Genomic DNA, 26,710 nt, shown 5'->3' with positions numbered 1-26,710 from the left:
ATCAGCCCCCCAGGGTCCAGCGGGCCCAGAAGGTGCCCAGGATTTCGAACTTGGCCAGGAAGGCCACCAGCACGACCCAGCCCAGCGACAGCGGCAGGAACACCTTCCAGCCGATCCGCATGAGCTGGTCATAGCGGTAGCGCGGCACGATGGCCTTCACCATGGCGAAGAGGAAGAAGAAGAACCACATCTTCGCCACCATCCACCACCAGCCATCGGCGATGCCAGGGATGGGCGACAGCCAGCCGCCGAAGAACAGCAGCGAAATCAGTGCGCACATCAGGAAGATGGCAATGTATTCGCCGGCCATGAACAGCAGGTAGGGCGTGGAGGAATATTCCACCATGAACCCCGCCACCAGTTCGGATTCCGCTTCCGGCAGGTCGAAGGGCGGGCGGTTCGTTTCGGCCAGCGCGCTGATGAAGAACAGCACCACCATCGGCAGATGCGGCAGCCAGTACCAGTTGAACAGGCCCCAGTTGCCATCCTGAGCCGCCACGATATGGCTGAAGTTCATGCTGCCGGTCGAGATGATGATGCCGATGATGATCAGGCCAAGGCTGACCTCATAGGAAATCATCTGCGCCGCCGACCGCAGCGACCCCAGGAAGGCGTATTTCGAGTTCGACGCCCAACCGCCCATGATCACGCCATAGACTTCCAGCGACGACACCGCAAAGACAAACAGGATGGCGACGTTGATGTCGGCCAGAACCCAGCCGCTGTCGAACGGGATCACCGCCCAGGCCAGAATGGCCAGCACGAAGCTCAGCATCGGGGCCAGGAAGAACACCGGACGGTCCACGCCCGCCGGGATCACCATTTCCTTGACCACGAATTTCAGCGCGTCGGCCACCGATTGCAGCAGGCCGAACGGCCCCACCACGTTCGGCCCCCGGCGCATCTGCACCGCGGCCCAGACCTTGCGGTCGCCATAGACAAGGAACAAGAGGCTGATCATCACGAAAGCGACGATCAGCAGGCTCTGTGCTGCGATCAGCAGCGTCGTCCCGAGGCCTGTATCCAGAAATCCGTCCATTGTCCGTCCCTTACACCGTCGGAATGCCCTGCAGGCCGCAATCTTTCACCTGAACCTTGGCGTCGATCACCTTGCGCCCTGCGGGCAAGGCGGTCGAGATGAGATAGACCGCATCCCCCCGCCATGTCTTGCCTTCTTTGTCCACCTTGGTGCGGACATGCCGCACGAACCCGGCTTTCCGGGTCAGCGCGTATTGTGCGGCGGCGCAGCGGCCATAGGCCACGACCTCCGCCTCGTCCTTCACACCCGTCATTGTCAGGCGGAAGCTGATCATGTCCTCATCCATGGGCACCGCCTCGATGCCCAGATATTCCGCGTTCGACACCTTGGCCGCCGCGTCTTTCGGTTCGGCCCCGCTGGCCTTGTCCGCCCCATCCGCAGGCACGCAGCCGGCCAGCGCCGCCGAAGCGACGATCAGGCCAAGGCCGCAGCCCAGGGTCCGGGGGCCAAACATCCTCATTCCGCCGCCATCGGGGTTGCCGCCCGCGCCTTGGCCATCGCCGAAAGCTCGGCCATCACCGCCGACGCCCGCGCGATCGGGTTGGTCAGGTAGAAATCCCTGATCGCATTGCGGAAGGTGGCCTTGCCGGGCGCCCGCAGTTCAAGCGGTTGCCAGGCGTTCTCGGCCACCTCGTCGATCTCGGCCAGATGCGGATGCGCCTTGACCAGCGCGCCGCGCAGTTGCGCCAGGCTGTCCCACGGCAGCGCCGCCCCCAGTTCGGCCGACAGCGCCCGCAGGATCGCCCAGTTTTCCTTGGCCTCGCCCGGGGCGAACCCGGCACGGAAGGCCAGTTGCGGCCGGCCCTCGGTGTTGACGAACAGCCCGTTCTCTTCGGTATAGGCCGCCGCGGGCAGGATCACATCGGCGCGGGCCGCGCCACGGTCGCCATGGCTGCCCTGATAGATGACAAAGGGACCGGCGGCGATCTCCACCTCGTCCGCGCCCAGGTTGAAGATCACCTCGGCATGGTCGGTGGCGGCCGTCAGCCCGCCCTCGGTCACGGCGCCCACATCCATCGCCCCCACGCGCGACGCGGCCGTGTGCAGGACCAGCAGCTTGCAGTCGCCCAGTTCGCAGATGCGCATGGCATGGGCCAGAACCGCCTCGCCATCCGCCTCGTTCAGGGCGCCCTGCCCCACGATCACGATGCCCGGCGTACCGGCCTTGTTCGCCAGGTCTTGCGTCAGCATCCCGGCCAGCGTGGCGCGGTCATTGCCCAGATGGGCATAGTCATAGGTCAGGTCCGCCGCCTCGCCGATCAGCGCCACATCCGCGCCATTGGTCCAGGCCTTGCGGATACGGGCATTCAGCACCGGCGCCTCGATCCGCGGGTTCGACCCGATGATCAGGATACGGCGGGCGCTGTCGATGTCCTCGATCTTCGCGGTGCCGACATAGGCCGAACGGTTGCCCGCCGGCAGGCGCGCGCCATCGGTGCGACATTCGACGTGGCCGCCCAGACCTTCCACCAGCGCCTTCAGGCTGAAGGCCGCCTCGACCGGGGCCAGATCGCCCACCAGACCGGCAACCCGCTTGCCCTTCATCGCCTTGGCCGCGCGTTCCAGTGCCTCGGCCCAGCTTGCCTTGCGCAGGCGGCCGTTGTCGCGGACGTAAGGCACGTCCAGCCGCTGCCGGCGCAGACCATCCCAGATGAAGCGGGTCTTGTCGCTGATCCACTCCTCGTTCACGCCGTCATGGTTGCGCGGCAGGATGCGCATCACTTCGCGGCCCTTGGTATCGACGCGGATGTTCGACCCAAGCGCATCCATCACGTCGATGGATTCGGTCTTGGTCAGTTCCCACGGACGGGCGGTAAAGGCATAGGGCTTGCTGGTCAGCGCGCCGACCGGGCACAGGTCGATGATGTTGCCCTGAAGGTTCGAATCCAGCGTCACGTTCAGATAGCTGGTAATCTCGCTGTCTTCGCCGCGTCCGGTCTGGCCCATCTGGGTGATGCCCGCGACCTCGGTCGTGAAGCGCACGCAGCGGGTGCAGGAAATGCAGCGAGTCATCTCGGTCTTGACCAGCGGGCCAAGGTTCAGGTTCTCGCTGGCCCGCTTCGGCTCGCGGTAGCGGCTGAAGTCCACGCCATAGGCCATGGCCTGATCCTGCAGGTCACATTCGCCACCCTGGTCGCAGATCGGGCAGTCCAGCGGGTGGTTGATGAGCAGGAACTCCATCACCCCCTCGCGGGCCTTCTTGACCATGGGCGATTTGGTCTTGACGACCGGCGCCTCGCCATTCGGGCCGGGGCGCAGGTCGCGCACCTGCATCGCGCAGCTTGCGGCGGGCTTCGGCGGGCCGCCGACCACCTCGACCAGACACATCCGGCAATTGCCCGCGATGGTCAGCCGTTCGTGATAGCAGAAGCGCGGGATCTCGATCCCGGCAACTTCGGCTGCCTGAATGATCGTCATCGCGCCATCGACCTCGATCTCGATGCCGTCGATGTTGATTTTCTTCAGGTTCGACATGCCTACGCCCTTCCCGTCCTGACAAGACGCACGGCACCAACCCGGTGCCGCCCGCCGCCATCCTGTTGCGTGACCCGACGCCGGATCACGACCTGTCCCTCAGCAGGCTGCCGATCAGGCTGCCCTTCGCAATCTCGTCGCGGCCGACCTTGCAATAGGTCTCGGCCTTGCCTTCCACCGCGCCGGCCGCCTTGAGCCAGGCCGCAGCTTCCTTCTTGATCCGCGCCTTCTGCGTTTCATCCTTCAGAAAGGCACGGACCTCGTCTTCGGGATAGCCCTTCTGGCGGGCATAGCGCTTCAGCTCTTCCAGCTTCGACCAGACGGTGAACATGCGCGCGTCGATGGTCGGGCAGGTCTTGCGGATGACATCGCCGATGCGACCGGCGCGCAGGCTGTCGTTGATGAACTTCTCGGTCGCCAGCGGTTCCAGCGCGAAGGCCGGGCTGGCCATGACAAGCGACAGGGCAAGGGTCTTGAAAATCTTCATGGGGATCGCTCCACAGTCTGCTCTGCCCGCAGACGCCGGGGCTTTCCCCCGTGCGCCCGGACGCAAGCATCCTGTCAGTCCCCGGCCCGCAGCCCAAAGCACGCCTTCGTGGCCCTGCCGTGATCCGCCGATGCTGAAACCTTGCGTGATCATGCGCAGGCCCCCGCAAAGACCCAAGCCGCTCCGGACCGTTCATAGACGCCGATGGCCACCTCGTTGAACCGGCCGCCGGCCTTGCCGCAACCCTGGCGGGCCGCCTTCTTGGCAACCGCGCCCTCGTCCATTGCCAGGGGCGACGCGCTGGCCGCCACACGCACCAGCCGCCCTTCAACCGGGCGGGCGCCGTCTGCGGTCAGCCGAAGCCCGGTTCCCCGCCCTTCGACCTGAACCGAAAAGGCGCGGCCATCGACCACGACCTCCGCCAACGGAACCGCCTTCGCCGCGCCAACGCGGTCCAGCTCGTCCTGCGGTGCCACGCAGCCCGCCAGCGCCACGGCCATCAGCCCCGCGGCCGCCGAACGGCAGCGCAGGGGGCCGGTGCCCGCAGCGGTATGGAGGGCGGTGGCCATGCTTATTCCGCCGCCACGGCGCTGATGCGGCCGGTCTTGCGGGCCTTGATACGGTCTTCGATCTCGTCGCGGAAGGCGCGCACAAGGCCCTGGATCGGCCAGGCCGCCGCATCGCCAAGCGCGCAGATCGTGTGGCCTTCCACCTGTTTCGTCACCGAAATCAGCATGTCGATCTCTTCGATCTCGGCCTCGCCCCGGACCAGACGGTCCATGACCCGCATCATCCAGCCGGTGCCTTCGCGGCAGGGCGTGCACTGGCCGCAGCTTTCATGCTTGTAGAACTTGGACAGCCGCCAGATCGCCTTGATGACATCGGTGGACTGGTCCATCACGATCACCGCCGCCGTGCCCAGACCCGACCGCTGTTCGCGCAGCCAGTCGAAATCCATGATCGCATCGTCGCATTGCGCCGCGGTCAGCAGCGGCACCGAAGACCCGCCCGGAATCACCGCCTTCAGGTTCTTCCAGCCGCCGCGCACGCCGCCGCAATGGGTTTCCAGCAGCTCGCGCAGCGGGATCGACATCGATTCTTCCACGACGCAGGGGTGAACCACATGGCCCGAGATGCCGAACAGCTTGGTCCCGGTGTTGTTGGGCCGGCCAAAGCTGGCGAACCATTCCGCGCCCCGGCGCAGGATGGTGGGCACCACCGCGATGGATTCGACGTTGTTCACCGTGGTCGGACAGCCGTAAAGGCCCGCCCCCGCGGGGAACGGCGGCTTCATCCGCGGCATCCCCTTCTTGCCTTCCAGGCTTTCCAGCAGCGCGGTTTCCTCGCCGCAGATATAGGCGCCGGCGCCGTGGTGCAGATACAGGTCGAAGTCGAAGCCCGACTTGGCCGCGTTCTTGCCCAGAAGGCCCGCGTCATAACATTCGTCGATCGCCGCCTGCAGCGCCTCGCGCTCGCGGATGTATTCGCCGCGCAGGTAGATATAGCAGGTGTTCGCCCCCATGGCGAAAGACGCGATCAGCGCGCCCTCGATCAGCGTATGGGGATCATGGCGCATGATCTCCCGGTCCTTGCAGGTGCCGGGTTCGGATTCGTCTGCGTTGATCACCAGATAGGACGGGCGGCCGTCCGACACCTTGGGCATGAAGCTCCACTTCATGCCGGTGGGGAAGCCTGCCCCGCCCCGGCCACGCAGGCCGCTGGCCTTCACGATGTCGATCAGCTTGTCCCGGCCAAGCGCGATCAGCCCGGCGGTGCCATCCCAATGGCCGCGCTTCATCGCGCCCTTCAGGCTGCGGTCATGCATCCCGTAAAGGTTGGTGAAGATACGGTCCTGATCCTTCAGCATCCGTCTGGCTCCTTAACCCTGGCGTCCACGCCAGATCTGATACGTCACGACCAGCGCCCAGGTGAACGCGGCCAGGGCGGCAAGGTCGAAGAGAAAGACATAGCGGGCCGGCCAGCCCATCTGTCCCCCCAGCCATTGCGCGCCCATCCACAGAAGCATCGTGCCGGCAATCACCAGAGCAACTATCCGGGCCTGCCCGGCCCGGGGGTCGATCTTCGCACGCGGCTTCTGCAGATCAGTCATTCCAGTGCGGCCTCAGTAATCGTTGCGGCGGGCACGCTGGCGGAAGCTGGCCATGCCCTCGGTCACGATGATCTTCGCCTGAGCCACCCATTTGTCGCGAGTCACCCGGCCCTTGAAGCCGCGCAGGTTCGATTCCACCCAGGCCACATCGGCCTCGGTCCAGTTGGCAACCTGATCGAAATGCCAGAAGCCCAACTGGTTCAGCAACCGTTCGGTCACGGGGCCGACACCTTCGATGTCGCGCAGGGTATCGGCCTTGCCATTCAGCGGCGCGGCATGACGGGCCGGGCCACCTGCCGTTTCGACCGGGGTCGAGATCAGCGCAGCCGGCGTCGCATCCACTTCGGCCGGCGCGGCCGCAACCTTGGCAACCGGCGCAAGTTTCGCAACCGGGGCCTGGGCAGCGCGGGCCGCCGCGCGCGCTTCATCGGCCGCGGCGACACGGGCCGCGAAGGCGGCCGAGGATGCGGGCGAAACCGGCCCGCCGATCCACCACGGGAACCCCATCACGGCACCGGCAGCGCCAGCCACGACGACGCCGAAGAACGCCGCCGGCATAAGGGCGAACTCGCCCACGACAACAGACGCCGCAAAGGCGACCAACCCCATGGCAGCACCGATCACCCAGCCTTCAAGCAAGGGTGCACCTTCGAACCTGACATCAGCCATATCCGTCACTCCCAAGTTGGACCCCGAGGTCCGGGGTCATTGCTCAATCTTCGCCGCGCCCGATGCGCTCGGCCTCTTCGGCCGTGCCGCCGGCTGCCAGAACCCGGGCCTGCGCAACCCAGCGGTCGCGCGACACCCGGCCCTTGAAGCCTTCAAGATTCTCGTCAACCCAGGCAACCTCGTCCGCGGTCCAGGCCGCGATCTGGTCGAAATGGAAGAAGCCAAGCGTGTGGCACAGTTCCTCAAGTTTCGGGCCGACGCCCCAGATCAGCTTGAGGTCATCCGCCTTGCCCTTGCGCGCCGCCTTCAGCACCTTGGGCTTTTTCGCCGCCACCGGCGCATCGGCCAGCTTGACAGGCTCGGCCGCCTTCGACGCTGCCTTGGGCTTGGCCGCAGCCTTGGGCTTCTCGGCCGCAACCGCAGCCTTGCCCAGCCACGGGGTCGTCAGCGGCACCTCGGTGCCGTCGATCCGCTTCACCGTATCACCGATGTCCACCGCAAGCTGCGCGCTGGCATTGTACTGCCGGCGCCCGGATTCGAATTCCTTGAGCGAGGTCAGCCCCCCCGCCGGCTCTGCGGCATAGCGCCCGTTCTGCGGGCCGGGCACCGGAACCTCGCCCGACGAGAACCGCGTGATCAGCGCGCGCAGCTTGGCGGCGTCAAGGTCTTCGTAATAGTCCTTGCCGATCTGGGCCATCGGGGCATTGGCGCAAGCGCCCATGCACTCGACCTCTTCCCAACTGAACTTGCCATCGGCCGACAGCGTGTGCGGCGTGGGCGCGATCAGCTCCTTGCAGACGGCGATCAGGTCTTCGGCGCCGCAGATCAGGCAGCTTGTGGTGCCGCAGATCTGCACATGCGCCACGCTGCCCACGGGCTGCAACTGGAACATGAAGTAGAAGGTCGCCACTTCCAGCGCGCGGATATAGGCCATGCCCAGCATGTCGGCGACATGCTCGATGGCCGGGCGGGACAGCCAGCCTTCCTGTTCCTGCGCCCGCCACAGCAGCGGAATGATGGCGCTGGCCTGACGGCCCGCCGGATATTTCGAGATCTGGCCCTTGGCCCATTCCAGGTTCGCCGGGGTGAAGGCGAAGCTGTCAGGCTGGGTGTGGTAAAGGCGACGAAGCATTCAGAGACCCGACAGCAGAAGCGGAAGGAAAGGCGCCGCAGCAGGCACCAGGAAAAGGGCAAGGAACGTGGGAACCAGGCCGAAGGCGGTTGTCTCGATCATCGGTCGATCTCCCCGAACACCACGTCCATGGTGCCGATGATGGCCGACACGTCGGCCAGTTGGTGGCCCTTGCAGATGTAATCCATCGCCTGCAGGTGCAGGAACCCCGGTGCGCGGATCTTGGCGCGGTAGGGCTTGTTGGTGCCATCGGCCACCAGATAGACCCCGAATTCGCCCTTCGGCGCCTCGACCGCGGCATAGACCTCGCCCGCCGGAACGTGGAAGCCTTCGGTGTACAGCTTGAAGTGGTGGATGAGCGCCTCCATCGAGGTCTTCATCTCGGCCCGCTTCGGCGGCGACAGCTTGCCGCGCGCCATCACGTCGGTCTTGGCGGCCGGCTCGCGCAGCTTGGCCACGGCCTGCAGGATGATGCTGGTCGATTCCCGCATCTCGGCCATGCGGCACAGATAGCGGTCATAACAGTCACCGTTCTTGCCGACCGGGATCTTGAAGTCAAACTCGTCGTAACATTCGTAGGGCTGGCTGCGCCGCAGATCCCAGGCAAAGCCCGATCCGCGCACCATCACGCCGGAAAAGCCCCAGTCCTGAATGTCCTTCTCGCTGACCACGCCGATATCGGCATTGCGCTGCTTGAAGATGCGGTTTTCGGTCAGCAGGCTGTCGATGTCATCCAGCACCTTGGGGAAGGCCTGCGCCCAGGTCTCGATGTCGTCGATCAGCTCGGGCGTCAGGTCCTGATGTACCCCGCCCGGCCGGAAATAGGCCGCGTGCAGACGCGCACCGCAGGCGCGTTCGTAGAACACCATCAGCTTTTCGCGTTCCTCGAAGCCCCACAGCGGCGGCGTCAGCGCGCCCACGTCCATGGCCTGCGTGGTGACGTTCAGCAGGTGGTTCAGGATACGGCCGATCTCGGAATACAGCACCCGGATCAGGCTGGCCCGGCGCGGCACCACCACCCCGGTCAGCTTTTCGATCGCCAGACACCAGGCATGTTCCTGGTTCATCGGCGCCACATAATCCAGCCGGTCGAAATACGGCAGGTTCTGCAGATAGGTGCGGCTTTCCATCAGCTTCTCGGTGCCGCGATGCAGCAGGCCGATATGCGGGTCGCAGCGTTCGACGATCTCGCCGTCCAGCTCCAGCACCAGCCGCAGCACGCCATGCGCCGCCGGGTGCTGGGGGCCGAAGTTGATGTTGAAATTGCGGATGCGCTGCTCGTTGGTCAGCGTATCGACGGTGCCGTCGTCATAGGCGTTCTGCCGGATATCGCCGTCCATCATTTCGCACCTGCCTTCTGGTCGCCGGGAAGGATGTATTCGGCCCCTTCCCAGGGGGACATGAAGTCGAACTGGCGGTATTCCTGCACCAGTTTCACCGGCTCGTAGACCACGCGCTTGCGCGCCTCGTCATAACGCACCTCGACATAGCCGGTGGTCGGGAAATCCTTGCGCAGCGGATGGCCGCGGAAACCGTAGTCGGTCAGGATGCGCCGCAGGTCCGGGTGGCCCGAGAACAGGATGCCGAACATGTCGAACACCTCGCGCTCGAACCAGTTGGCGCTGGGGTGCAGGCCAATGATCGAGGGCACCATGTCCTCTTCGCGCACCGCCACCTTCAGGCGGATGCGGTGGTTCCGGTACATCGACAGGAAGTGATACACCACGTCGAACCGCGCCGGGCGTTCAGGGTGGTCGATGGCGGTGATGTCCACCAGCGACGAAAACCGGCAGGCCGGATCATCGCGCAGGAATTCGATCAGGCTTTCCAGATGCGGCAGCGCAACGGTCAGCGTCAGTTCGCCAAAGGCGACGGACGAGGCAAGCACGGCATCGGCCCGCTTCATCTCGATCGCGGCGGCCAGATCCTGAAGGGCGGTCTCGGGCATCGGGTTACCTCACCAGGGTGCCGGTGCGGCGGATCTTCCGCTGCAACTGCAGGATACCGTAAAGCAGCGCCTCGGCCGTGGGCGGACAGCCGGGAACGTAAACGTCGATCGGCACGATCCTGTCACAGCCGCGCACCACGGAATAGCTGTAGTGGTAATAGCCGCCGCCATTGGCGCAAGAGCCCATGCTGATCACATATCGCGGCTCGGGCATCTGGTCATAGACCTTGCGCAGCGCCGGGGCCATCTTGTTGGTCAGCGTGCCTGCCACGATCATCAGGTCCGACTGGCGCGGGCTGGCGCGCGGCGCGGTGCCGAAGCGTTCCAGATCATAGCGCGGCATCGAGGTGTGCATCATCTCGACCGCGCAGCAGGCCAGACCGAAGGTCATCCAGTGCAGGCTGCCGATACGCGCCCAGTTGATGATGTCCTCGGTCGAGGTCAGCAGGAAGCCCTTGTCCTGAAGCTCGCGGTTCAGCGCCTGAACCATGACCTCCTGGTCACCGCCGGCGGTGTTCGGTCCGGTGCTCACTCCCATTCCAGGGCCCCCTTCTTCCATTCATAGGCAAAGCCGATGGTCAGGACGGCCAGGAAGACCATCATCGACCAGAAGGCCGTCATGCTGAGGTCGCCGAAGGCCACCGCCCAGGGGAAGAGGAAGGCCACTTCCAGGTCGAAGATGATGAACAGGATCGACACCAGATAGAAGCGCACGTCGAACTTCATCCGCGCGTCGTCAAATGCGTTGAAACCACATTCATAGGCCGACACCTTTTCAGGGTCGGGGTTGCGAACCGCAAGCACGGCGGCGGCAAGGATCAGGATCAGGCCCAGCCCCGCTGCGACAGCAAGCAGAATGAGAATGGGCAGATACTCCCGGAGAAGCGCGTCCACGAGAAGCTCCTTCAGCTGGCGACAGCGAGCTGCGGGTATTCACACCCGCTTGAACTCTGCGCCCCGTTTACTCCGCGCCCCGGCTGGGGTCAACGCATGGGGGGCGGGATTCAGGTGTCTGAAACAAAGGATTTCGCGGCTTGTATGCAATGGTGTGCCGATTTTCCCGCTCTGGTCGAGCCGACCGAAGCCCCCCGCAAGCCGGGGGGTGCGTCCCTGCGGGCCACCCTGCGCGGATGAGTCGCGGATAACTTGCCCAGGATCGCGGCAAAGCCACGGCGGAAGGGCCGCTTTCCAGACCTTGACCGCAGCCAGACCAAGGACTTGTCTGCTGCAAGACACACTTGCCTGAAAGGTTCGCCATGCGCCTTCTGCCCGCCCTTTGCGCCCTGCTGGCGCCGCTGCCTCTGGCCGCCGCGCCGATTTGCCCCGTTGATGCCGCCGCGGTCGAGGCACGGATCGCCGATCTGGAACCGGCCTATTCCATGGTCCTGTCCGACATTTCCTGCGACGCGCCCACCCTGCCCGCACATGTGCTGCTGTGCGATGCGGTCGAGGCCCCCGACATGCTGCTGTGGCGCATGGGCCGACTGGACGATCTGGCCTGGGTCTACGCCGTGGAAAACGCGACAGGGCAAGAGGTTGATCTGACCAACCCGCCGCGTGACGACAGCTTCATCGCCGCCCGCGATGCCTGTACCGATACGGCCTGCCTGTGTGATGTGCTGATCCGGCACACCAACGACAGCCTTGGCGGCACCTCGCCCTATCCGCAGTAAACGGTCAGTCGCACCAGCCTTCGCGGGCGCCGCCGTCATAGGGGCGCCCGTGCCCGGCCTTCAGCATCACATCGGCGGCATCCGTGCCGTCCAGCACCAGATGCACCAGCGGCCGGTCATAGCGGTCGCGCCCCTCGATCCCGATCTCCACCCGCTTCGCCCGGCGCACCGCCGCGGTCAGCGCCGCCTTGGCGGCCCCGGCCGCCGCCGTCTCGGCCGCGCAGGCGCCTTTCAGTTCGGGCGTGTCCAGCCCGATCAGCCGGGCGGTCTCGGTCAGGTCAGGGCAGATCAGTTCAACCGAATCCCCGTCATAGACATAGCCCACCCGGCAGGCCCCGCCCGGCAGCGGTACCGGAGCGGCCCAGTCCGCGAAGCGCAGCAACGCAAAGACCGTCAGCCCGCAATAGGCGACAAGGGTGGCGTCCAGCCGCATCCGCCCGGACCGGGCGCCTATTGAACCTGCGGCGCAGCCACCGCCTCGACGGTCTCGGCCTGCCCGATCCGCAGCGCCTCGGCCCGCACGATCCGGGCGATCTGCGCCACATCGGCCTCGGAAAAGGTCAGCGGCAACCGCATGTCCACCAGCCCACGCAGCACCCGGTCGGTCTGCGGGCAGGACTGTTCGCCGGCATAGCGCCAATGCACATAACGGCTGGTGAACGCCACCGGATCACCGGCGCCAAACCATTTCAGCTCAACCCCACGCGCCACGCAGCCCGCAAGGAAGGCCACGATGCGCGGCTCCTCCCAATCAGGCAGCAGGAACTGGAAGGATGATCCCATATAGGCCTCTTCCTCGGGGCGCGGTATCAGCCGCAGCCCCGGCACCCCGGCCAGCCCCGCCTCCATTCCGCGATAAAGCGCGGCCCAGCGGGCGCGTCGGTCGGCCAGCATGGCGATCTGTGGCCGCAGGATCGCCGCGCGCAGATTGTCCATCCGGCCCGAGACATTGGGCACCTCCAGCCGGATCGCCTCGAACACCTCGGGCGGCGGCGCGGCGCGGTGGCGCGCATACAGCATGTAGCTGCCTGAAAGCAGGATCATCCGCGCCGCCATTTCGGCATCATCGGTGATGCAGAACCCGCCCTCGCCCGAATTCATGTGCTTGTAGGTCTGCGTCGAATAGCAGCCAATCAGCCCGTGCCGCCCGCTGGGCACGCCCCGCCATTCGGCCCCCATCGTATGGGCGCAATCCTCGATCACCGCCACGCCCAGCCGGGCGCACAGCGCCATCAGCGCGTCCATGTCGCAGACATGCCCCCGCATGTGCGACAGCAGCAGCACCCGCGATCCGGTGGCCCGCGCCTTCGCCTCAAGATCGGCAAAGTCCAGGATCAGGTCTTCGGTCACCTCGACAAAGACCGGCTGCCCGCCGACCGCCGCAATCGCGCCCGGCACCGGGGCCAGCGTGAAGGCATTGGTCAGCACCGGCACACCCTGCCCCACGCCCAAGGCCCGCAAGGCGCAGCCCATGGCATAGCCGCCCGAGGCCACGGCCAGGCAATAGCGCGCCCCGGTAAAGGCGGCGAATTCCTCTTCCAGAAGCGCGGCTTCCGCCACCTCGTCGCCCGCGGTGTTGTAGCGGTGCAGCCGCCCGTGCCGCAGCACCGCCAGCGCCGCCGCGATCCCGGCCTCGGGAATCGGCTCCTGCTGGGTGAAACTTCCCTCAAACCGTTCCAAGCCGGTCCTCCCGCCGTTTCAGCAGCACAAACAGCCCCAGCGTCAGCACCATGAACCCCGCCGCCACCCAATAGGCGATGTCCGGCGATTGCCAGGCCCGGCCCGGCGCCATGAAATGCCCGAATACCAAGGAATAGAACACCGTGCCCGCCAGCATCGCCACATTGGTGATCGCGGAAATCCCGCCCTGCAACTCGCCCTGCGCATCCTCGGGCACCCGGCGCGACATCATCGCGGTCAGCACCGGATGGGCAAAGCCCTCGGGCCCGTGCAGGATCATCAGTGCAAACACCATGACGACCCCGGTCGCCAGACCATAGCCCAGCACCGCCAGCATCGAACAGGCCAGCCCGAACATCGCCGTCCGCGCCTCGCCGAAGCGGGCCACCACCGGCCCGGTCAGCCCGGCCTGAAACGCCCCCGTCACCAGCCCGAACATGGCCAGCGTCAGGCCGACCATGCCTTCGCTCCAGCCGAACTTGGCAATGCCCCAGAACGACCAGATCGCCGGATAGACCGAGGTCGAGAAGAAATAGAGCCCCATCAGCAGGCACATCGGCAGGACGCCCCGATAGGTGGCGAACACCCGGAAGGCCGCAAAGGGGTTGGCGCGCGACCACTGGAACTCGCGGCGGTTCTGCGGTGCCAGCGTTTCGGGCAGCACGAACCAGCCATAGACGAAATTCAGCATCGACACCGCCGCCGCCACCCAGAACGGCACGCGCGGGCCGAATTCGCCCAGCATCCCCCCGATCGCCGGCCCGATCACGAAGCCCACGCTCAGGGCGGCGCCCATCATGGCAAAGGCCCGCGCCCGGCCTTCGGGCTGGGTCACATCCGCGATATAGGCATTGGCGATCACCCAGCTTGACCCGCAGATGCCGGCCAGAACCCGGCCAACGAACAGCCAGAACAGCGTGGGCGCCACCGCCGAAAAGGCGAAGTCCAGCCCCAGCCCGAACACCGCCAGCAACAGCAGCGGCCGGCGGCCATAGCGGTCCGACAGGTTGCCCATCAGCGGCGCAAAGGCAAATTGTGCCAGGCTGAAGGCGGCAAACATCCAGCCGCCAATGATCGCGGCCTGGTCGATGCCGGTATGGCCCACCTCCTCGATCAGCGCGGGCATCACGGGCATGATCAGCCCGAAACCCACCATGTCCAGAAACACGGTGAGCATGACAAAATTCGCGGCATGGCGCGAAGGCGGGCTGGACAGGGCGCGGCTCATGCCGGGCGGCTTAGGCCCTTGCGTTGCGCCTGTCAAACCTGAGCGGGAATGACAGGTTTTGTCACTGGCCCATCGCCCCCCGCCGCGCCATCATGGCCTCATCCGCGGCGAACATTCGCCACCAGCCCCTCAACCCGATGGAATTGCCATGAAGATCCGCTTCCTTGCCCCCGCCGCCCTTGCCCTTGGCCTGTCGGCCACCCTGCCCGCCCATGCCGATCTGGTGATCCAGGGCCGCGCCGCGCAGGCGCTGCAATGTTCGGCCCTGCTCTACATGGTCTCGGACGAGCTTTATTCCGCCGGCTACATCAGCAAGGGCGATCTTGACTGGGCGCAATCGGCCGCCGTGGTGATGCTGGACCATGTGCCCGGCACCGATGAACAGAAGGCACAGGCGATGGTGCAGCGGTTCCAGAAGATCTTTGCCACCCGCAGCCTGCCCGACCTGATGAAGGAATTCGACAAGACCGCGCCCTGGTGCAAGAAGAACTTCCTCTGACACAGCCCCCGCCGCCGCCCTGCCGGGCGGCGGCCCTCAGGCCAGAAGCCGCGCCGCCAGTGCCGGCAGATCGGCATAGGCGTGCAGCAATGCCTCGGGGCGCAGCCGGGCAATGCCCGGCCCTTCGGGGCCGAAGCTGACCAGCGCGCAAGGCACCCCCACGGCGCGCGCCGTCTTCAGGTCGGTCTCGGTGTCGCCCACCAGCATCGACCGCCCCACCACCCCGCCAGCCGTTTCCACCGCCAGACGGTAGGGCGCCGGATCGGGCTTGCGCACCGGCAGGGTGTCAGCCCCCACCATGGCGCCGAACAGATCCCGCACCCCCAGCCGCCGCAGCAGGTCTTCCGCCAGACCGGCGGGCTTGTTGGTGCAGATGGCCACCGCCAGCCCCGCCGCCCGCAGGGCCACAACCGCCTCGACCGCGCCAGGGTAAAGCCGGGTATGGGTGTCGATCCCCTCGGCATAGGCCTCCAGCAGCCGCGGATACCAGGCGTCAACCTCGGCCTCGTCCCCGGCCCGGCCGATCCGCGAAAACCCCAGCCGCAGCATGGCCCGCCCGCCGTGAAAGGCGGTCAGCGTATCGTCCGGCCCCAGCAGATCGCCGCGTCCCATGGCACGGAAACAGGCATTCGCCGCCGCCAGCAGGTCGGCGGATGTATCGGCCAGCGTGCCGTCCAGATCGAAGACCACACATTTTCCGCCTTGCAACATCCCGCAACCCTCTGTGAGAAGCCGCCCCTTGGCGGCCCGCCGCCTTCGCCGTAAAACCGGCGCCAAAGAAAAGGAAGGGGCAGAATGCAGGTCTCGCTCATCATCCTGGCCGCGGGCCAGGGCACGCGCATGAATTCCGACACGCCCAAGGTGCTGCACAAGGTGGCAGCCGCCCCCCTGCTGCATCACGCCATGGCCGCGGGCCGCGCGCTGGACCCCGTGCGCAGCGTCGTCGTGGTCGGCCATGGCGGCGAGGCGGTGGCCGCCGCCGCCCGCGCCTTTGACGAGACCGCCGAAGTCGTGGTGCAGGAAGAACAGAAGGGTACCGGCCATGCCGTTGCCCAGGCCGCGCCGCTTCTGGCCGATCTGCCGGGCGAGGCGATCGTGCTTTACGGCGACACCCCCTTCATCCGCCCCGAAACGCTGGAGGCGATGCTGGCCGCCCGCGCCAGCCATGCCGTTGTGGTGCTGGGCTTCCACGCTCGCGACCCCGGCCGCTATGGCCGGCTTCTGACGCAGGGCGACCAGCTTCTTGCCATCCGCGAATTCAAGGATGCCACGCCTGAAGAACGCGCCATAACGCTTTGCAATTCCGGCGTGATCTGCGCCGAGGCGCAAACGCTGTTCCGTCTTATCTCACAGATCGGCAATGCCAATGCGGCGGGCGAATACTATCTGACCGACGTGGTGGAACTGGCCCGCGCCGCCGGCCTGTCCGCCGGTGTCGTCACCTGTGACGAATCCGAGACGATGGGCGTGAACACCCGTGCCCAACTGGCCGAGGCAGAGGCCGCCTTCCAGGCCCGCGCCCGCGCCGAGGCACTGGAAAACGGCGTCACCCTGACCGCCCCGGAAACCGTGTTCTTCGCGCTGGATACCCATATCGGGCGCGATGCCATCATCGGCCCGAACGTGCTGTTCGGCCCCGGCGTGACCATTGAATCGGGGGCCGAGATCAAGGGATTCTGCCATCTTGAAGGCTGCCACGTCTCGCGCGGGGCCGATGTCGGACCCTTCGCCCGGCTGCGCCCCGGCGCCGAACTGGCCGAAGACGTGCATGTCGGCAATTTCGTGGAAATCAAGAACGCCATCCTTGATGAAGGCGTGAAGGTCGGCCACCTGACCTATATCGGCGATGCCGACATCGGCGAATACACCAACATCGGCGCCGGCACCGTAACCTGCAACTATGACGGCGTGATGAAGCACCGCACCCGCATCGGCAAACGCGCCTTCATCGGCTCGGACACCATGCTGGTCGCCCCCGTCACCGTGGGCGATGGCGCGCTGACCGCTTCGGGCAGCGTCATCACCGAAGATGTTCCGGCCGAGGCCATCGCCCTGGCCCGTGCCCGGCAGGTCAACAAGCCCGGCCTTGCCACCCGTCTGTTTGAAAAACTCCGCGCCCTCAAGGCCGCGAAGGTGAAAGGTTAAGTCCATGTGCGGTATTGTCGGCGTCCTTGGCCACCACGAAGTGGCCCCCCTTCTGGTCGAGGCGCTGAAGCGTCTGGAATACCGCGGCTATGACAGCGCCGGCATCGCCACCGTCAACGGCGGCAAACTCGACCGCCGCCGCGCCGTGGGCAAGCTGGTGAACCTCTCGGACCTGCTGGTCCACGATCCCCTGCCCGGCAAGGCCGGCATCGGCCACACCCGTTGGGCCACCCACGGCGGCCCGGTGATCAAGAACGCCCACCCCCACCGCGCCGGCCCGGTGGCCGTGGTCCATAATGGCATCATCGAGAACTTCCGCGAACTGCGCGAAGAACTGGCCGCGTCCGGCTATGTTCAGGAATCCGACACCGACACCGAAGCGGTTGCCCTTCTGGTGCGCCGCGCGATGGACGCCGGCGCCACCCCGGTCGAGGCCGCCCGCGAAACCCTGTCGCGGCTGCACGGCGCCTTCGCGCTGTGCTTCCTGTTCGACGGCGAAGAGGATCTGCTGATCGCCGCCCGCAAGGGCAGCCCGCTGGCCATCGGCCATGGCGAAGGGGAAATGTTCGTCGGCTCCGACGCCATCGCGCTGGCCCCGATGACCGACCGCATCACCTATCTGGAAGAAGGCGACTGGGCGGTCGTCACCCGCAAGGGCGCCGAGATCTTCGATGCCGCCGGCCGCCGGGCCAACCGCCCGGAAACCCGCATCCATCTGGACGCGACCCGGATCGAGAAAGCCGGCTACAAGCATTTCATGGCCAAGGAAATCGCCGAACAGCCGGTGGTTCTGGCCGATGCGCTGAAACATTACACTTCGGCCCGTGGCACGCTGGAACTGCCCGAGGCCCTGTCGTTCAAGGGCATCGACCGCGTGACGCTGGTCGCCTGCGGCACCGCCAGCTATGCCTGCCATGTTGCGAAATACTGGTTCGAACAGATCGCCGGCCTGCCGGCCGAGGTCGATGTCGCCTCGGAATTCCGCTACCGCGACCCGGTGCTGTCGCCTGCCTCGATGGCGGTCTTCGTCAGCCAGTCGGGCGAAACCGCCGATACGCTGGCCGCGCTGCGCCATGTGAAGGAAAAGGTGGCCCGCGTGGTTTCGGTGGTGAACGTCCCCACCTCCTCGATCGCCCGCGAATCCGATCTGGCACTGCCCATCCTGGCGGGCGTCGAGGTCGGCGTCGCCTCGACCAAGGCCTTCACCTGCCAGTTGACCGTTCTGGCGCTGATGGCGCTCAAGGCCGCGCAGGACCGGGGCACCATCGACGCCGCCACCCTTGCCCGACGGCTTGAGGATCTGCGCGCCTTGCCCGGCCTGATGAACGCCGCCCTTGGCCTGTCGGACCCCATCGCCCGCATCGCCAAGGATCTGGCCAAGGCGCAGGACATCCTGTTCCTTGGCCGCGGCCCGATGTTCCCGCTGGCCCTGGAAGGCGCGCTGAAACTCAAGGAAATCAGCTACATCCACGCCGAAGGTTACGCATCGGGCGAACTGAAGCACGGCCCCATCGCCCTGATCGACGCCGCCGTCCCGGTCATCGTCCTGGCCCCCAAGGATGCGCTCTTCGACAAGACCGTGTCGAACATGCAGGAAGTGATGGCCCGCAACGGCAAGGTGCTGCTCCTGTCCGATGCCGAAGGCGTGGAAACCGCCGCGCAGGGCACCTGGAAAACCCTGACCCTGCCGCCGGTGGCCCCGCTCTGGGCGCCCATCCTCTATGCCATCCCGGCGCAGTTGCTGGCTTATCATACCGCCATCGCAAAAGGCACCGATGTCGATCAGCCGCGCAATCTGGCAAAATCCGTCACGGTTGAGTGACGCGGGACGGGAAAGCCGCTCTGGCCTGCACGGGGGCGCTTGCCTGACGCCCCCGGCCGCTCTACCACAGCGCGCGAAAGCGGGTGCCTTGCAACCCGCCGCAACCCGAACCCCAAGCCCGAGCCATGCCCCCCCATCCCCACCGTCGCGACATCCTTCGCAGCGCCCTTGGCGCCGGCGCCTTTTTCCTGCTGCCCCGTCTGGCCCTGGCCCAGACCGGCAGCCCCGCCGCCGAACCCACGCCCTTCACCTTCGAGATCCTCAAGGAAATGGCCCGCACCCTGGCGGCCCATCCCTATGAACCCGCGAAGATCGAAGACGACGCGGTTCTGGAACAGGTCGACTATGACGCCCACAACCAGATCAGCTTCCGCAAGGACCGCACGCTCTGGCTGAACAGCGGCGACATGTCTCCGGTGCAGCCGTTCTTTCCCGGCCGCTACTTCCGCCAGCCGGTGCGCATCTTCACCCTTGAAGGCGGCATGGCGACCGAGTTTCCCTTCGCGCTTGACCTGTTCGACATTCCCGAAGGCAACCCCGCCCGCAATCTGACCCACACCCATGGCTTCGCCGGCTTCCGGGTACAGGATGCGAAATCGGGGCGCGACTGGATGGCCTTCCTCGGCGCCTCCTACTGGCGGACCGAAGGCTATTCCGGCCAGTTCGGCCTGTCGGTGCGCGGCCTGGCGATGGACACCGCCCTTGCCAACGGCCCCGAGGAATTTCCGCTGTTCACCCGCTTCTGGCTGGAACCCTCGCCCAATGGCGAGATGACCGCCTACGCCCTGCTGGAAAGCCCGCGCGCCACCGGCGCCTATCGCATTGCCTCGCGCCGCGACAAAGGCGTCATTCAGGATGTCGAGGCGACGATCTTCCTGCGCGGCACCGTCGAACGGCTTGGCATCGCGCCGCTGACCTCGATGTTCTGGTTCAACAAGACCAACCGCTTCGTCTCGGTGGACTGGCGCCCCGAGGTGCATGACTCGGACGGTCTCGAAATCCTGTCGGCCAGCGGCGAAACCATCTGGCGGCCGCTGAACGCCCCGCCCCGCAACATGGTCAACACCTTCTCGACACCGGGCGTCCGGGGCTTCGGCCTGATGCAGCGCGAACGCGACTTTGCCCAGTATCAGGATGACGGCGTGTTCTACGACCGCCGCGCCAGCGCCTGGGTCGAACCCAAGGGCGACTGGGGCAACGGCACCGTGACCCTGGTCGAACTGCACACCGAGGATGAGACGCATGACAACATCGTCGCCTTCTGGCAGCCCGCGACCCCGGCGGTAAAGGGCGCCACCTTCGACATGGCCTATCGCCTGTCCTGGGTCGAGGATTGCCCCGTCGCCCCCACCGCCGCCCGCTTCATCGCCACCCGCATCGGGGCGGCCGGGATGCCGGGCGAACCGCGGCCGGAAAACGCGGTCAAGCTGGTCTGCGATTTTGATGGTCGCGGGCTGGAAGGCCTTGGTCCGACCGATGGCGTCACGCTTGAAGTCACCGCCAGCCATGGCAAGGTGGACAAGACCGCCGCCTTCCCGGTGGTGGGCCAGTCCTATTGGCGCGGCATCTTCGATCTTGATTTCTCGATGGTGCCGCCGGGCGATGATACCCCCATGGACCTGCGGCTCTTCGTCAGCCACAAGGGGGCGGCGAAAAGCGAAACCATGCTGCTGCAGCTTTTCCCGTCGCAGATGCGCAAACTTCTCGACGCAGCCCCCTGACCGGAAAGGATACGGCATGGTCACGCTCGACACGGCCCTGACCGCGCTTGAAGCGGCGGCCGACCCGGCCAAGACGCCCGAGATGGCCGCCTATCACAAGGCGCCGCGCCGCTATCTGGGCGTGACCGTGCCGCAGATCACCGATCTGGCGAACGGCTGGCGGGCCGAAATGACGGTCGAAGACCGGGTCGCGCTGGCCGATGCGCTGTGGCAGACCGACATCCACGAGGCGCGGGTGGCGGCGGCGAAACTGCTGACGCAGGCCCGGCTGCGCCCCGATCAGGCGGCCTGGGATCTGATCGCCTCCTGGGTGCCGACCTTCGACGCCTGGGCCATTGCCGACCATGCCTGCGACGCCGGCGAACGCCGCCTTCTGGCCGATCCGTCCCGCCTTGATACGGTCGAAAGCTGGACCACCTCGCCCCATATGTGGACGCGCCGCGCCGCGTTGGTGATGACGCTGCCCTGGACCAAGCAGAATTTCCCGAAACCCGAAGACGCCGCCATCCGCGACCGGGTGCTTGGCTGGGCCGCCGGCTATGTGGCCGACCCGGACTGGTTCATCCAGAAAGCCGTGGCCTGGTGGCTGCGCGACCTGTCGAAACACGATGCCGACCGCACTCGCGCCTTCCTTGCCCGCCATGGCGAGGCGATGAAACCCTTTGCCCGCAAGGAAGCCGCGCGGCTGCTGGCCTGACGGCCGCACGCCCCGGGCATTTCATCTGTCCTTAAATATCCCGGGGGTGCGGGGGCAGCGCCCCCGCCTGCGTCCCGGCCCGCGCCCGGCCTGCGCTCGTCAGGGACCGTAGATCGTGATTTTCGGCAATTCGGTCAGCCCGATCCCCAACGCCTGATAGGCGCCCAGCGACATCAGCGCCCCGCCGCTGCCCGGCCGCAGGTCCACCGCCAGCGACTTTCCGTTCGGCGCCACGACCCGGCCCTTGGCCGCCGCCGTCACCAGTTCCGACTGCACCCAGAGGCCCTGTTCGGCCGGCGGCCCCAGGGCCACCACCGACTGGCCCAGCGTCCGCTCGCCCCCGGTCGGTTTCACCGCCAGCGCCGCCGATTTCTCTGCCGCGCTGGTCGTGTCCAGCGAGGCCGCCGATTGTCCGCTGCCCCCCAGCGGCGTGGTCTGTACCGCCGGCGCGAACTCGGTCGCCAGGGCGGGGTCTTTGGCGGCGGGCGGCTTGCCCGACAGGCGATCCATGGCGGCACAGCCCGACAGGGCCACGGCGAACGACAACAGGACAAGGGAATGTTTCATCATGCCTACGACGATAGTCTGCCGCCCGCCGCCCCGCAACTGCCGCTTTGGTGCTTGTGGCAAGGGTCCGCCGCGCCTACCTTCCGGCAATGACCGACGCGCCCCTCATCGACCCCTTCGCCCGCGCCATCAGCTATCTGCGGGTCTCGGTCACCGACCGCTGCGATTTCCGCTGCACCTATTGCATGGCGGAACATATGACCTTCCTGCCCAAGGCAGACCTTCTGACGCTGGAAGAGCTTGACCGCCTCTGTTCTGCCTTCGTCCGCATGGGCGTGCGCAAGCTGCGCGTCACCGGGGGCGAACCGCTGGTCCGTCGGGGCATCCTCACCTTTTTCGAGGCGATGTCGCGCCATCTGGCCACCGGCGCCCTGCAGGAACTGACGCTGACCACCAACGGCAGCCAGTTGGCCCGCTTTGCCCGGCCGCTGGCCGATCTGGGCGTGACCCGCGTCAATGTCAGCCTTGATACGCTGGACCCGGACCGTTTCGCCGCCATCACCCGCTGGGGCCGCCTGCCGCAGGTGCTGGACGGCATCGCCGCCGCCCGCGCCGCCGGGTTGCGCGTCAAGATCAACGCCGTCGCCCTGAAAGGCGTGAACGAGGACGAGCTGTTCTCGCTGACCGACTGGTGCGCCCGCGAAGGCCATGACCTGACCTTCATCGAGGTCATGCCGATGGGCGATGTCGAACACGCCCGTCTTGACCAGTATTGGAGCCTGCGCGACCTGCGCGCCCGTCTGGCCAGCCGGTTCACCCTGACCGATCTGCTGGAACGCAGCGGTGGCCCCGCCCGCTATGTGCGGATCGAGGAAACCGGCCAGAAGATCGGCTTCATCACGCCCCTGACCCATAACTTCTGCGAAAGCTGCAACCGGGTGCGGCTGACCTGCACGGGCGAACTTTACATGTGCCTGGGCCAGGAAGACCGTGCCGACCTGCGCGCGCCCCTGCGCGCCAGCCCTGACGATGCCGCCGTCGAACAGGCCATCCGCGCCGCAATAGCGCGCAAGCCCAAGGGCCATGATTTCGACTATTCGCGCAGCGGCGTCAGCGGCAAGGTCAGCCGCCACATGAGCCATACCGGAGGCTGAACCGACGGTGCCCGCCTCAGCGCGGCGCTTCCACCCGGTCCAGCAACGCCTCCAGCGCCATCAGCGGGAAGGCCCCCGCCAGCGCCTGCCGCAGCAGATCCGTCCAGTCCTGACGATCCAGCCCGTCCTTGCCCGTCATCGCGTGATCCCTTCCGTTGCGCGGTCCACCGGACTGGGCCCCTTTTCGGGGCATGGCTGGGTGCGGATCAATTCCTGACTGAATTACTATGTAATGTCAATCCAGCCTTATCCGGCCAGCAGTGGGAAGGTCACGCCCAGGGCCCAGGCAAAGGCCAGCGCCTGCATCAGCGCCCCGGCAAACGGGTGCCGCGTCGCGCCATAGGCCCGCGCCGACAGCCAGCCGAACAGCAGGAAAGCCAGCACCACCACCGGCAGGATGATCAGCAGGAACATCAGCCGCTCGAAATCCAGCGCCACGGCAATCAGCAGGCTGACCAGCAGCCCCGCCTTCAGCGCCACCCCCTCCAGCCGCCCCGCACCGGCGCCCCGCATCGCCCATTCCAGCGCCAGAAAGCAGGGCAGCGTGCCGGCCAGGATCGCGGCCATCACCACGGCCCGGCCCGGGCCGGGATAGAAATTCGTCAGATAGGCGTCGATCGGCCAGAAGATCAGCCCCGCCACCAGCGCAAAGCCGATCAGCCCGGCCAGCAGCGCCCGCAGCGGCCAGTCGGGCCGCGGCGCGCCCGCCCGCCACAGGCACAGCGCCAGCACCCCGCCGAAGGCCGCGAAATGTACCGCCAGATAATCGGCCACCAGAACCGGCAGGAACCCGGTCGGCACAAAGCGCAACCCCAGCGGCACCACGACAACCGGCACCAGCACCACCCACCACAGCCGCCGCCACGGCAGGCCCGCCCCCTGCGGTGCGGCCGCCACCTGCGGCAAAAGCCGCATCCCCTGCCCGGCCATCACCGCCCCGCACAACAGCAGCAGCGCGATCCAGCCGCCCCGGTCCGCCAACGCCCCCTGCGGCGCGGCGCCGAAGGTCTGGTCCAGCCAGCCCACCATCTCGGCCATGGTCGCGGTCGAGAACAGCACGCTGACATGTTCGACATGCGGCGCCACTGCCGCGCGCCGCCAGTTACCCTCGAACCCGACCGTCTCGCCTTCCTGAGCGGATGGGTCCAACAGCCCCGCCGCCCACAGCGCCTCCTGCCGCAGGCGCGGCTCCCATTCGCCGGTCACCACCAGCAGGTTGGGCGGCGTGGCGGGCGTCACCTCGCGCGAAAACATCGACACAAGGATGGTCGCATCCACCCCGCCTTGCGACCGCACCGCCCGCACCACGATGTCGGTCGCCATCGAATGGCCCAGCACCGCCAGCCGCCCGTCGCCATAGCCGCGCGCGGCCCGCATCACCGTTTCCAGCTCGCGCCGCAGCGTGACCGTCGCGCCGTCGATTTCGGTGATCGACCCGGACAGCGGCGCCGGATTGCGCCCGTGCCCCGCACTGTCATAGCTGACCGCCACATAGCCGGCCCGTGCCGCCGACAGGGCGAAACTGTCCATGATCCGGGCCGAACCGGCAAAGCCGTGCTCGATCACCAGCACCGGCCCCTTCGCCGGCCCCTCGGGGCGGAACACCTGCGCCGGCACCCCTTCAATATCCACCCGCTCGACCCGCACCCCGGCGGCCTGATCGTGCAGCTTCGCCAGCGCCAGCCACAGCCCGGCCACCGCCAGCCCCACGATCAGCGCCATCCGCAGCATCGCCAGCGATGCCACCCGTGCCTGTTCTATGCCCTGTCCCAGTCTCATGCGTCCCGCCCTTTGCGCCCTTATCTGGCGCGGCACGGCGGAAAGTCACCCCCGAAAATGCCGCGGGCCGGGCAGCTTGCCCAGGCCCGCGCCGGTTTCAGCCGTTCAGCGGCCGGTCGCGGTCTTTCGGCCCCCAGGGATCGTCGTCCTCGCCCTGCTCCGTGCCGCGCCCGCCGGTGCCGATGGCAATGATCACGAACCCCAGCCCGATCAGCCCGACAATGACGCCCGTCACCACCAGCACATCCGCCGTCCGGGTCGAGGCGGCGGCGTCGGCGCAGCGTTGCAACGCGGCAATCGCCATGCTGCCCGGCGCGATGCCGACCGAGGCCACGATCAGACCGGCCGTATAGCCCCCCATCGCCACCCCGCCCGCCACCGGCACCCCCGCCAGCACCATCGCGGCCACCCCGACAACGGCGGTTGCCGCCATGGTCGCGGTCAGCAGGTCAATCGCCGCCCGGGCCGAGGCCAGTTCGGCCCCGCAGGCCCCCGCCGCCGCGCAGGCCGGATTGGACAGCGCATCGCTGGCCATGGCCAGGCTGACCGCTGCGATGGCCGCACTGACCACCGCGCCGGCAAAGGGCGCAATCGCGCCCGGCGCCCCGAAAAAGGAAGCGTTCACCGCAATCGCCGTCACCGTCAGCGCAATGGCAAGCGCCAGTGCCACCTGCGCAGCCGCCAGCGCCGACAGAATCATCGTAAAGTCGCACATCAGAATGCTCCGTTCAAAAAGGTCCGGCGGAAAACAGGCCCGCCATGCAGCCAGTGCAGCACAGCCGCCCGCGGTGCGAAAGTCAGGTTATCCTACGGTCCGGCAGGCGCCGGCCTCTTCCGCCGCCTTCCCTCTGGCGCAAGGGCGCCGCCTGTGGTCATCTGGCGCCGACCCAAGGCCGATCCCATGCCCGACACCCAGACCCAAGACGCGCTCGGCGCCCTGCTGACCCTGCCGCCCCCGGAGCTTGCACCCGGGGCGCTTGCGCCCCTTTTGACGCGGCACTGGGGCCTTGCGGGGGATCTGTCGCCCCTCACCTCGGAACGCGACCTGAACCACCGGCTGACCACACCGCAGGGCCGCTTCATGGTCAAGCTGGCGAACCCGGCCGAGCCAGAGCCGATGACGGGCTTCCAGACCGGCGCGCTGCTGCATGTCGCCGCCCGCGATCCCGCCCTGCCGGTGCCGCGCCTGGTGCCCACCCGCGACGGCGCCCCCTGGGTGGCGCTGCCGCAGGGCCGGCTGCGGCTGCTGACCTGGCTGGAGGGCGCCCCGCTGCACGCGGCCCCGCACGGCCCTGCCCAACGCCGCGCCGTGGGCGACGCGCTGGCCCGCCTTACCGCCGCGCTGGCCGACTACGCCCACCCCGCCGATGACCACATCCTTCTGTGGGACATCAAGCAGGTGCCCCGCCTGGCCCCGCTGCTGCCCAGCCTGGCCGATTCTGACCTGCGCGCCGAGGCGGCCGCCTTCGTGGCCGATTTCGAAACCCGGATCTCGCCCGCGCTGTCGCGCCTGCCCGCGCAGGTCTGCCACGCCGATTTCAACCCGCATAACCTGCTGGTCGCGCCCGACGATCCGACCCGCGTCACCGGCATCCTCGATTTCGGCGACATGGTGCGCACCCCGCGCATCTGCGACCTGGCCACCGCCGCCGCCTACCAGATCGACCCCGACCAGGCGCTGGAAAGCCTTTCCGCCTTCCTGTCGGGCTATGCCGCCCGCCTGCCGCTGACCGGGCCTGAGGTGGCGCTGCTGTTCGACCTGATCACCGCCCGCATGGTCACCACCCTGACCATCGCCAACTGGCGGGCGGCGCGTTATCCCGAAAACGCCCCCTACATCCTGCGCAACGCCCCTTCGGCCCGCGCGGGCCTTGCCGCCTTTCGCCGGATCGACCGCGCCGCTGCCACCGCCGCCTTCGCCCGCGCCACCGGACTGGAGTGATCG

At 67.1% G+C, this 26,710-nt stretch carries 29 protein-coding genes; 8 read left to right on the top strand and 21 right to left on the bottom strand.

Translation table 11 applies throughout. The annotated features are described in order from the left end of the window. Window position 1: 1 nt before the first annotated feature. The 13 genes from nuoH to C5F44_RS07940 all read right to left on the bottom strand — a co-directional run bounded on the left by nuoH (window position 2) and on the right by C5F44_RS07940 (window position 10,754). Window positions 2-1,039, bottom strand: coding sequence for an NADH-quinone oxidoreductase subunit NuoH (gene nuoH / locus C5F44_RS08000; protein ID WP_107672994.1), 1,038 nt, complete (start codon window positions 1,037-1,039; stop codon window positions 2-4). Between the two features lie 10 nt (window positions 1,040-1,049). Next, window positions 1,050-1,493 carry a hypothetical protein gene (locus tag C5F44_RS07995; protein WP_107672993.1) on the bottom strand — a complete coding sequence of 148 codons (444 nt, stop codon included), beginning with the start codon at window positions 1,491-1,493 and terminating at the stop codon, window positions 1,050-1,052. A 2-nt stretch (window positions 1,494-1,495) separates the two neighbouring features. After that, window positions 1,496-3,514, bottom strand: coding sequence for an NADH-quinone oxidoreductase subunit NuoG (nuoG, locus tag C5F44_RS07990; RefSeq protein ID WP_107672992.1), 2,019 nt, complete (start codon window positions 3,512-3,514; stop codon window positions 1,496-1,498). A gap of 85 nt (window positions 3,515-3,599) precedes the next feature. Continuing rightward, complete coding sequence (locus tag C5F44_RS07985) at window positions 3,600-4,001, bottom strand: DUF5333 domain-containing protein (protein ID WP_107672991.1); 402 nt, start codon at window positions 3,999-4,001, stop codon at window positions 3,600-3,602. 149 nt (window positions 4,002-4,150) lie between these two features. Beyond that, window positions 4,151-4,570: a hypothetical protein gene (locus C5F44_RS07980; RefSeq protein WP_107672990.1), complete on the bottom strand. Its 420-nt coding sequence runs from the start codon at window positions 4,568-4,570 to the stop codon at window positions 4,151-4,153. A gap of 2 nt (window positions 4,571-4,572) precedes the next feature. Continuing rightward, window positions 4,573-5,868 (bottom strand): NADH-quinone oxidoreductase subunit NuoF, encoded by a 1,296-nt coding sequence (gene nuoF / locus C5F44_RS07975; RefSeq protein WP_107672989.1) that lies wholly within the window; start codon window positions 5,866-5,868, stop codon window positions 4,573-4,575. A gap of 12 nt (window positions 5,869-5,880) precedes the next feature. Further along, window positions 5,881-6,111 (bottom strand): DUF5337 domain-containing protein, encoded by a 231-nt coding sequence (locus tag C5F44_RS07970; protein WP_107672988.1) that lies wholly within the window; start codon window positions 6,109-6,111, stop codon window positions 5,881-5,883. Window positions 6,112-6,123: 12 nt separating this feature from the next. Further along, complete coding sequence (locus tag C5F44_RS07965; protein WP_146161916.1) at window positions 6,124-6,780, bottom strand: NADH:ubiquinone oxidoreductase; 657 nt, start codon at window positions 6,778-6,780, stop codon at window positions 6,124-6,126. 43 nt (window positions 6,781-6,823) lie between these two features. Continuing rightward, window positions 6,824-7,912: an NADH-quinone oxidoreductase subunit NuoE gene (nuoE, locus tag C5F44_RS07960; RefSeq protein ID WP_107672986.1), complete on the bottom strand. Its 1,089-nt coding sequence runs from the start codon at window positions 7,910-7,912 to the stop codon at window positions 6,824-6,826. Window positions 7,913-8,010: 98 nt separating this feature from the next. Further along, window positions 8,011-9,255, bottom strand: coding sequence for an NADH-quinone oxidoreductase subunit D (locus C5F44_RS07955; RefSeq protein ID WP_107672985.1), 1,245 nt, complete (start codon window positions 9,253-9,255; stop codon window positions 8,011-8,013). Continuing rightward, window positions 9,252-9,860 carry an NADH-quinone oxidoreductase subunit C gene (locus C5F44_RS07950; RefSeq protein WP_107672984.1) on the bottom strand — a complete coding sequence of 203 codons (609 nt, stop codon included), beginning with the start codon at window positions 9,858-9,860 and terminating at the stop codon, window positions 9,252-9,254. The genes C5F44_RS07955 and C5F44_RS07950 overlap by 4 nt, the downstream gene beginning before the upstream one ends. Window positions 9,861-9,864: 4 nt before the next feature. Then, window positions 9,865-10,398 (bottom strand): NuoB/complex I 20 kDa subunit family protein, encoded by a 534-nt coding sequence (locus tag C5F44_RS07945; protein ID WP_107672983.1) that lies wholly within the window; start codon window positions 10,396-10,398, stop codon window positions 9,865-9,867. Continuing rightward, window positions 10,389-10,754, bottom strand: coding sequence for an NADH-quinone oxidoreductase subunit A (locus C5F44_RS07940; RefSeq protein WP_107672982.1), 366 nt, complete (start codon window positions 10,752-10,754; stop codon window positions 10,389-10,391). Before C5F44_RS07940 ends, C5F44_RS07945 begins: the two co-directional genes overlap by 10 nt. 362 nt (window positions 10,755-11,116) lie before the next feature. Here C5F44_RS07940 and C5F44_RS07935 point away from each other — a divergent pair, with 362 nt between their 5' ends. Further along, entirely contained in the window at window positions 11,117-11,533 is a 417-nt protein-coding gene (locus tag C5F44_RS07935; RefSeq protein WP_107672981.1) for a hypothetical protein, read from the top strand. Between the two features lie 4 nt (window positions 11,534-11,537). Here the strand turns inward: C5F44_RS07935 and C5F44_RS07930 are convergent, their stop codons facing one another. Genes C5F44_RS07930 through C5F44_RS07920 form a run of 3 tightly spaced genes read right to left on the bottom strand, consistent with a single transcriptional unit; the run spans window position 11,538 to window position 14,441 of the window. Then, window positions 11,538-11,966 carry a thermonuclease family protein gene (locus C5F44_RS07930; protein ID WP_107672980.1) on the bottom strand — a complete coding sequence of 143 codons (429 nt, stop codon included), beginning with the start codon at window positions 11,964-11,966 and terminating at the stop codon, window positions 11,538-11,540. A 17-nt stretch (window positions 11,967-11,983) separates the two neighbouring features. Beyond that, complete coding sequence (locus C5F44_RS07925) at window positions 11,984-13,213, bottom strand: DegT/DnrJ/EryC1/StrS family aminotransferase (protein ID WP_107672979.1); 1,230 nt, start codon at window positions 13,211-13,213, stop codon at window positions 11,984-11,986. After that, window positions 13,200-14,441 (bottom strand): TCR/Tet family MFS transporter, encoded by a 1,242-nt coding sequence (locus C5F44_RS07920; RefSeq protein WP_107672978.1) that lies wholly within the window; start codon window positions 14,439-14,441, stop codon window positions 13,200-13,202. Before C5F44_RS07920 ends, C5F44_RS07925 begins: the two co-directional genes overlap by 14 nt. A gap of 148 nt (window positions 14,442-14,589) precedes the next feature. Between C5F44_RS07920 and C5F44_RS07915 the strand changes: the two genes are divergently transcribed. Continuing rightward, on the top strand, window positions 14,590-14,940 hold the full coding sequence (locus C5F44_RS07915; protein WP_107672977.1) for a hypothetical protein: 351 nt from the start codon (window positions 14,590-14,592) through the stop codon (window positions 14,938-14,940). Between the two features lie 36 nt (window positions 14,941-14,976). On the opposite strand, the gene C5F44_RS07910 is transcribed toward C5F44_RS07915, so the two are convergent. Continuing rightward, window positions 14,977-15,651 carry an HAD-IA family hydrolase gene (locus C5F44_RS07910; RefSeq protein ID WP_107672976.1) on the bottom strand — a complete coding sequence of 225 codons (675 nt, stop codon included), beginning with the start codon at window positions 15,649-15,651 and terminating at the stop codon, window positions 14,977-14,979. Window positions 15,652-15,735: 84 nt separating this feature from the next. On the opposite strand from C5F44_RS07910, the gene glmU reads away from it, so the two are divergent. The 4 genes from glmU to C5F44_RS07890 all read left to right on the top strand — a co-directional run bounded on the left by glmU (window position 15,736) and on the right by C5F44_RS07890 (window position 21,325). Next, window positions 15,736-17,085: a bifunctional UDP-N-acetylglucosamine diphosphorylase/glucosamine-1-phosphate N-acetyltransferase GlmU gene (gene glmU / locus C5F44_RS07905; protein ID WP_107672975.1), complete on the top strand. Its 1,350-nt coding sequence runs from the start codon at window positions 15,736-15,738 to the stop codon at window positions 17,083-17,085. Between the two features lie 4 nt (window positions 17,086-17,089). Next, a complete protein-coding gene (glmS, locus tag C5F44_RS07900; protein WP_107672974.1) occupies window positions 17,090-18,907 on the top strand; it encodes a glutamine--fructose-6-phosphate transaminase (isomerizing) in 1,818 nt (605 codons plus the stop codon). A gap of 125 nt (window positions 18,908-19,032) precedes the next feature. After that, a complete protein-coding gene (locus C5F44_RS07895; RefSeq protein ID WP_107672973.1) occupies window positions 19,033-20,628 on the top strand; it encodes an OpgD/OpgG family glucan biosynthesis protein in 1,596 nt (531 codons plus the stop codon). A 16-nt stretch (window positions 20,629-20,644) separates the two neighbouring features. Next, window positions 20,645-21,325, top strand: coding sequence for a DNA alkylation repair protein (locus C5F44_RS07890; protein WP_107672972.1), 681 nt, complete (start codon window positions 20,645-20,647; stop codon window positions 21,323-21,325). Between the two features lie 99 nt (window positions 21,326-21,424). On the opposite strand, the gene C5F44_RS07885 is transcribed toward C5F44_RS07890, so the two are convergent. After that, window positions 21,425-21,895, bottom strand: a complete 471-nt coding sequence (locus C5F44_RS07885) for a hypothetical protein (protein ID WP_107672971.1) — start codon at window positions 21,893-21,895, stop codon at window positions 21,425-21,427. An 86-nt stretch (window positions 21,896-21,981) separates the two neighbouring features. On the opposite strand from C5F44_RS07885, the gene moaA reads away from it, so the two are divergent. After that, entirely contained in the window at window positions 21,982-22,986 is a 1,005-nt protein-coding gene (gene moaA, locus C5F44_RS07880) for a GTP 3',8-cyclase MoaA (protein WP_107672970.1), read from the top strand. A 16-nt stretch (window positions 22,987-23,002) separates the two neighbouring features. Here the strand turns inward: moaA and C5F44_RS18255 are convergent, their stop codons facing one another. From C5F44_RS18255 to C5F44_RS07870, 3 genes are all read right to left on the bottom strand, one after another. Continuing rightward, window positions 23,003-23,125, bottom strand: coding sequence for a hypothetical protein (locus tag C5F44_RS18255; RefSeq protein ID WP_268876919.1), 123 nt, complete (start codon window positions 23,123-23,125; stop codon window positions 23,003-23,005). Window positions 23,126-23,232: 107 nt separating this feature from the next. Continuing rightward, window positions 23,233-24,765: an alpha/beta hydrolase gene (locus C5F44_RS18250; RefSeq protein WP_107672969.1), complete on the bottom strand. Its 1,533-nt coding sequence runs from the start codon at window positions 24,763-24,765 to the stop codon at window positions 23,233-23,235. Between the two features lie 97 nt (window positions 24,766-24,862). Next, the gene (locus C5F44_RS07870) at window positions 24,863-25,480 is read right to left on the bottom strand and encodes a hypothetical protein (RefSeq protein ID WP_107672968.1); all 618 of its coding nucleotides are present in this window, start codon (window positions 25,478-25,480) and stop codon (window positions 24,863-24,865) included. A 186-nt stretch (window positions 25,481-25,666) separates the two neighbouring features. Here C5F44_RS07870 and C5F44_RS07865 point away from each other — a divergent pair, with 186 nt between their 5' ends. Continuing rightward, window positions 25,667-26,707: a phosphotransferase gene (locus C5F44_RS07865; protein ID WP_146161915.1), complete on the top strand. Its 1,041-nt coding sequence runs from the start codon at window positions 25,667-25,669 to the stop codon at window positions 26,705-26,707. Window positions 26,708-26,710: the final 3 nt, after the last annotated feature.

The sequence above is a fragment of the Fuscovulum blasticum DSM 2131 genome, from assembly GCF_003034965.1.
Taxonomy (GTDB): Bacteria; Pseudomonadota; Alphaproteobacteria; order Rhodobacterales; family Rhodobacteraceae; genus Pseudogemmobacter; species Pseudogemmobacter blasticus.
This window is presented reverse-complemented; position numbering and strand designations above follow the sequence as displayed.

Coding starts and splice junctions, on each gene's coding strand:
- nuoH (WP_107672994.1), bottom strand. CDS start 1,039: ATGGACGGATTTCTGGATACAGGCCTCGGGACGACGCTGCTGATCGCA.
- C5F44_RS07995 (WP_107672993.1), bottom strand. CDS start 1,493: ATGTTTGGCCCCCGGACCCTGGGCTGCGGCCTTGGCCTGATCGTCGCT.
- nuoG (WP_107672992.1), bottom strand. CDS start 3,514: ATGTCGAACCTGAAGAAAATCAACATCGACGGCATCGAGATCGAGGTC.
- C5F44_RS07985 (WP_107672991.1), bottom strand. CDS start 4,001: ATGAAGATTTTCAAGACCCTTGCCCTGTCGCTTGTCATGGCCAGCCCG.
- C5F44_RS07980 (WP_107672990.1), bottom strand. CDS start 4,570: ATGGCCACCGCCCTCCATACCGCTGCGGGCACCGGCCCCCTGCGCTGC.
- nuoF (WP_107672989.1), bottom strand. CDS start 5,868: ATGCTGAAGGATCAGGACCGTATCTTCACCAACCTTTACGGGATGCAT.
- C5F44_RS07970 (WP_107672988.1), bottom strand. CDS start 6,111: ATGACTGATCTGCAGAAGCCGCGTGCGAAGATCGACCCCCGGGCCGGG.
- C5F44_RS07965 (WP_146161916.1), bottom strand. CDS start 6,780: ATGGCTGATGTCAGGTTCGAAGGTGCACCCTTGCTTGAAGGCTGGGTG.
- nuoE (WP_107672986.1), bottom strand. CDS start 7,912: ATGCTTCGTCGCCTTTACCACACCCAGCCTGACAGCTTCGCCTTCACC.
- C5F44_RS07955 (WP_107672985.1), bottom strand. CDS start 9,255: ATGATGGACGGCGATATCCGGCAGAACGCCTATGACGACGGCACCGTC.
- C5F44_RS07950 (WP_107672984.1), bottom strand. CDS start 9,860: ATGCCCGAGACCGCCCTTCAGGATCTGGCCGCCGCGATCGAGATGAAG.
- C5F44_RS07945 (WP_107672983.1), bottom strand. CDS start 10,398: ATGGGAGTGAGCACCGGACCGAACACCGCCGGCGGTGACCAGGAGGTC.
- C5F44_RS07935 (WP_107672981.1), top strand. CDS start 11,117: ATGCGCCTTCTGCCCGCCCTTTGCGCCCTGCTGGCGCCGCTGCCTCTG.
- C5F44_RS07930 (WP_107672980.1), bottom strand. CDS start 11,966: ATGCGGCTGGACGCCACCCTTGTCGCCTATTGCGGGCTGACGGTCTTT.
- C5F44_RS07920 (WP_107672978.1), bottom strand. CDS start 14,441: ATGAGCCGCGCCCTGTCCAGCCCGCCTTCGCGCCATGCCGCGAATTTT.
- C5F44_RS07915 (WP_107672977.1), top strand. CDS start 14,590: ATGAAGATCCGCTTCCTTGCCCCCGCCGCCCTTGCCCTTGGCCTGTCG.
- C5F44_RS07910 (WP_107672976.1), bottom strand. CDS start 15,651: ATGTTGCAAGGCGGAAAATGTGTGGTCTTCGATCTGGACGGCACGCTG.
- glmU (WP_107672975.1), top strand. CDS start 15,736: ATGCAGGTCTCGCTCATCATCCTGGCCGCGGGCCAGGGCACGCGCATG.
- glmS (WP_107672974.1), top strand. CDS start 17,090: ATGTGCGGTATTGTCGGCGTCCTTGGCCACCACGAAGTGGCCCCCCTT.
- C5F44_RS07895 (WP_107672973.1), top strand. CDS start 19,033: ATGCCCCCCCATCCCCACCGTCGCGACATCCTTCGCAGCGCCCTTGGC.
- C5F44_RS07890 (WP_107672972.1), top strand. CDS start 20,645: ATGGTCACGCTCGACACGGCCCTGACCGCGCTTGAAGCGGCGGCCGAC.
- C5F44_RS07885 (WP_107672971.1), bottom strand. CDS start 21,895: ATGATGAAACATTCCCTTGTCCTGTTGTCGTTCGCCGTGGCCCTGTCG.
- moaA (WP_107672970.1), top strand. CDS start 21,982: ATGACCGACGCGCCCCTCATCGACCCCTTCGCCCGCGCCATCAGCTAT.
- C5F44_RS18255 (WP_268876919.1), bottom strand. CDS start 23,125: ATGACGGGCAAGGACGGGCTGGATCGTCAGGACTGGACGGATCTGCTG.
- C5F44_RS18250 (WP_107672969.1), bottom strand. CDS start 24,765: ATGAGACTGGGACAGGGCATAGAACAGGCACGGGTGGCATCGCTGGCG.
- C5F44_RS07870 (WP_107672968.1), bottom strand. CDS start 25,480: ATGTGCGACTTTACGATGATTCTGTCGGCGCTGGCGGCTGCGCAGGTG.
- C5F44_RS07865 (WP_146161915.1), top strand. CDS start 25,667: ATGCCCGACACCCAGACCCAAGACGCGCTCGGCGCCCTGCTGACCCTG.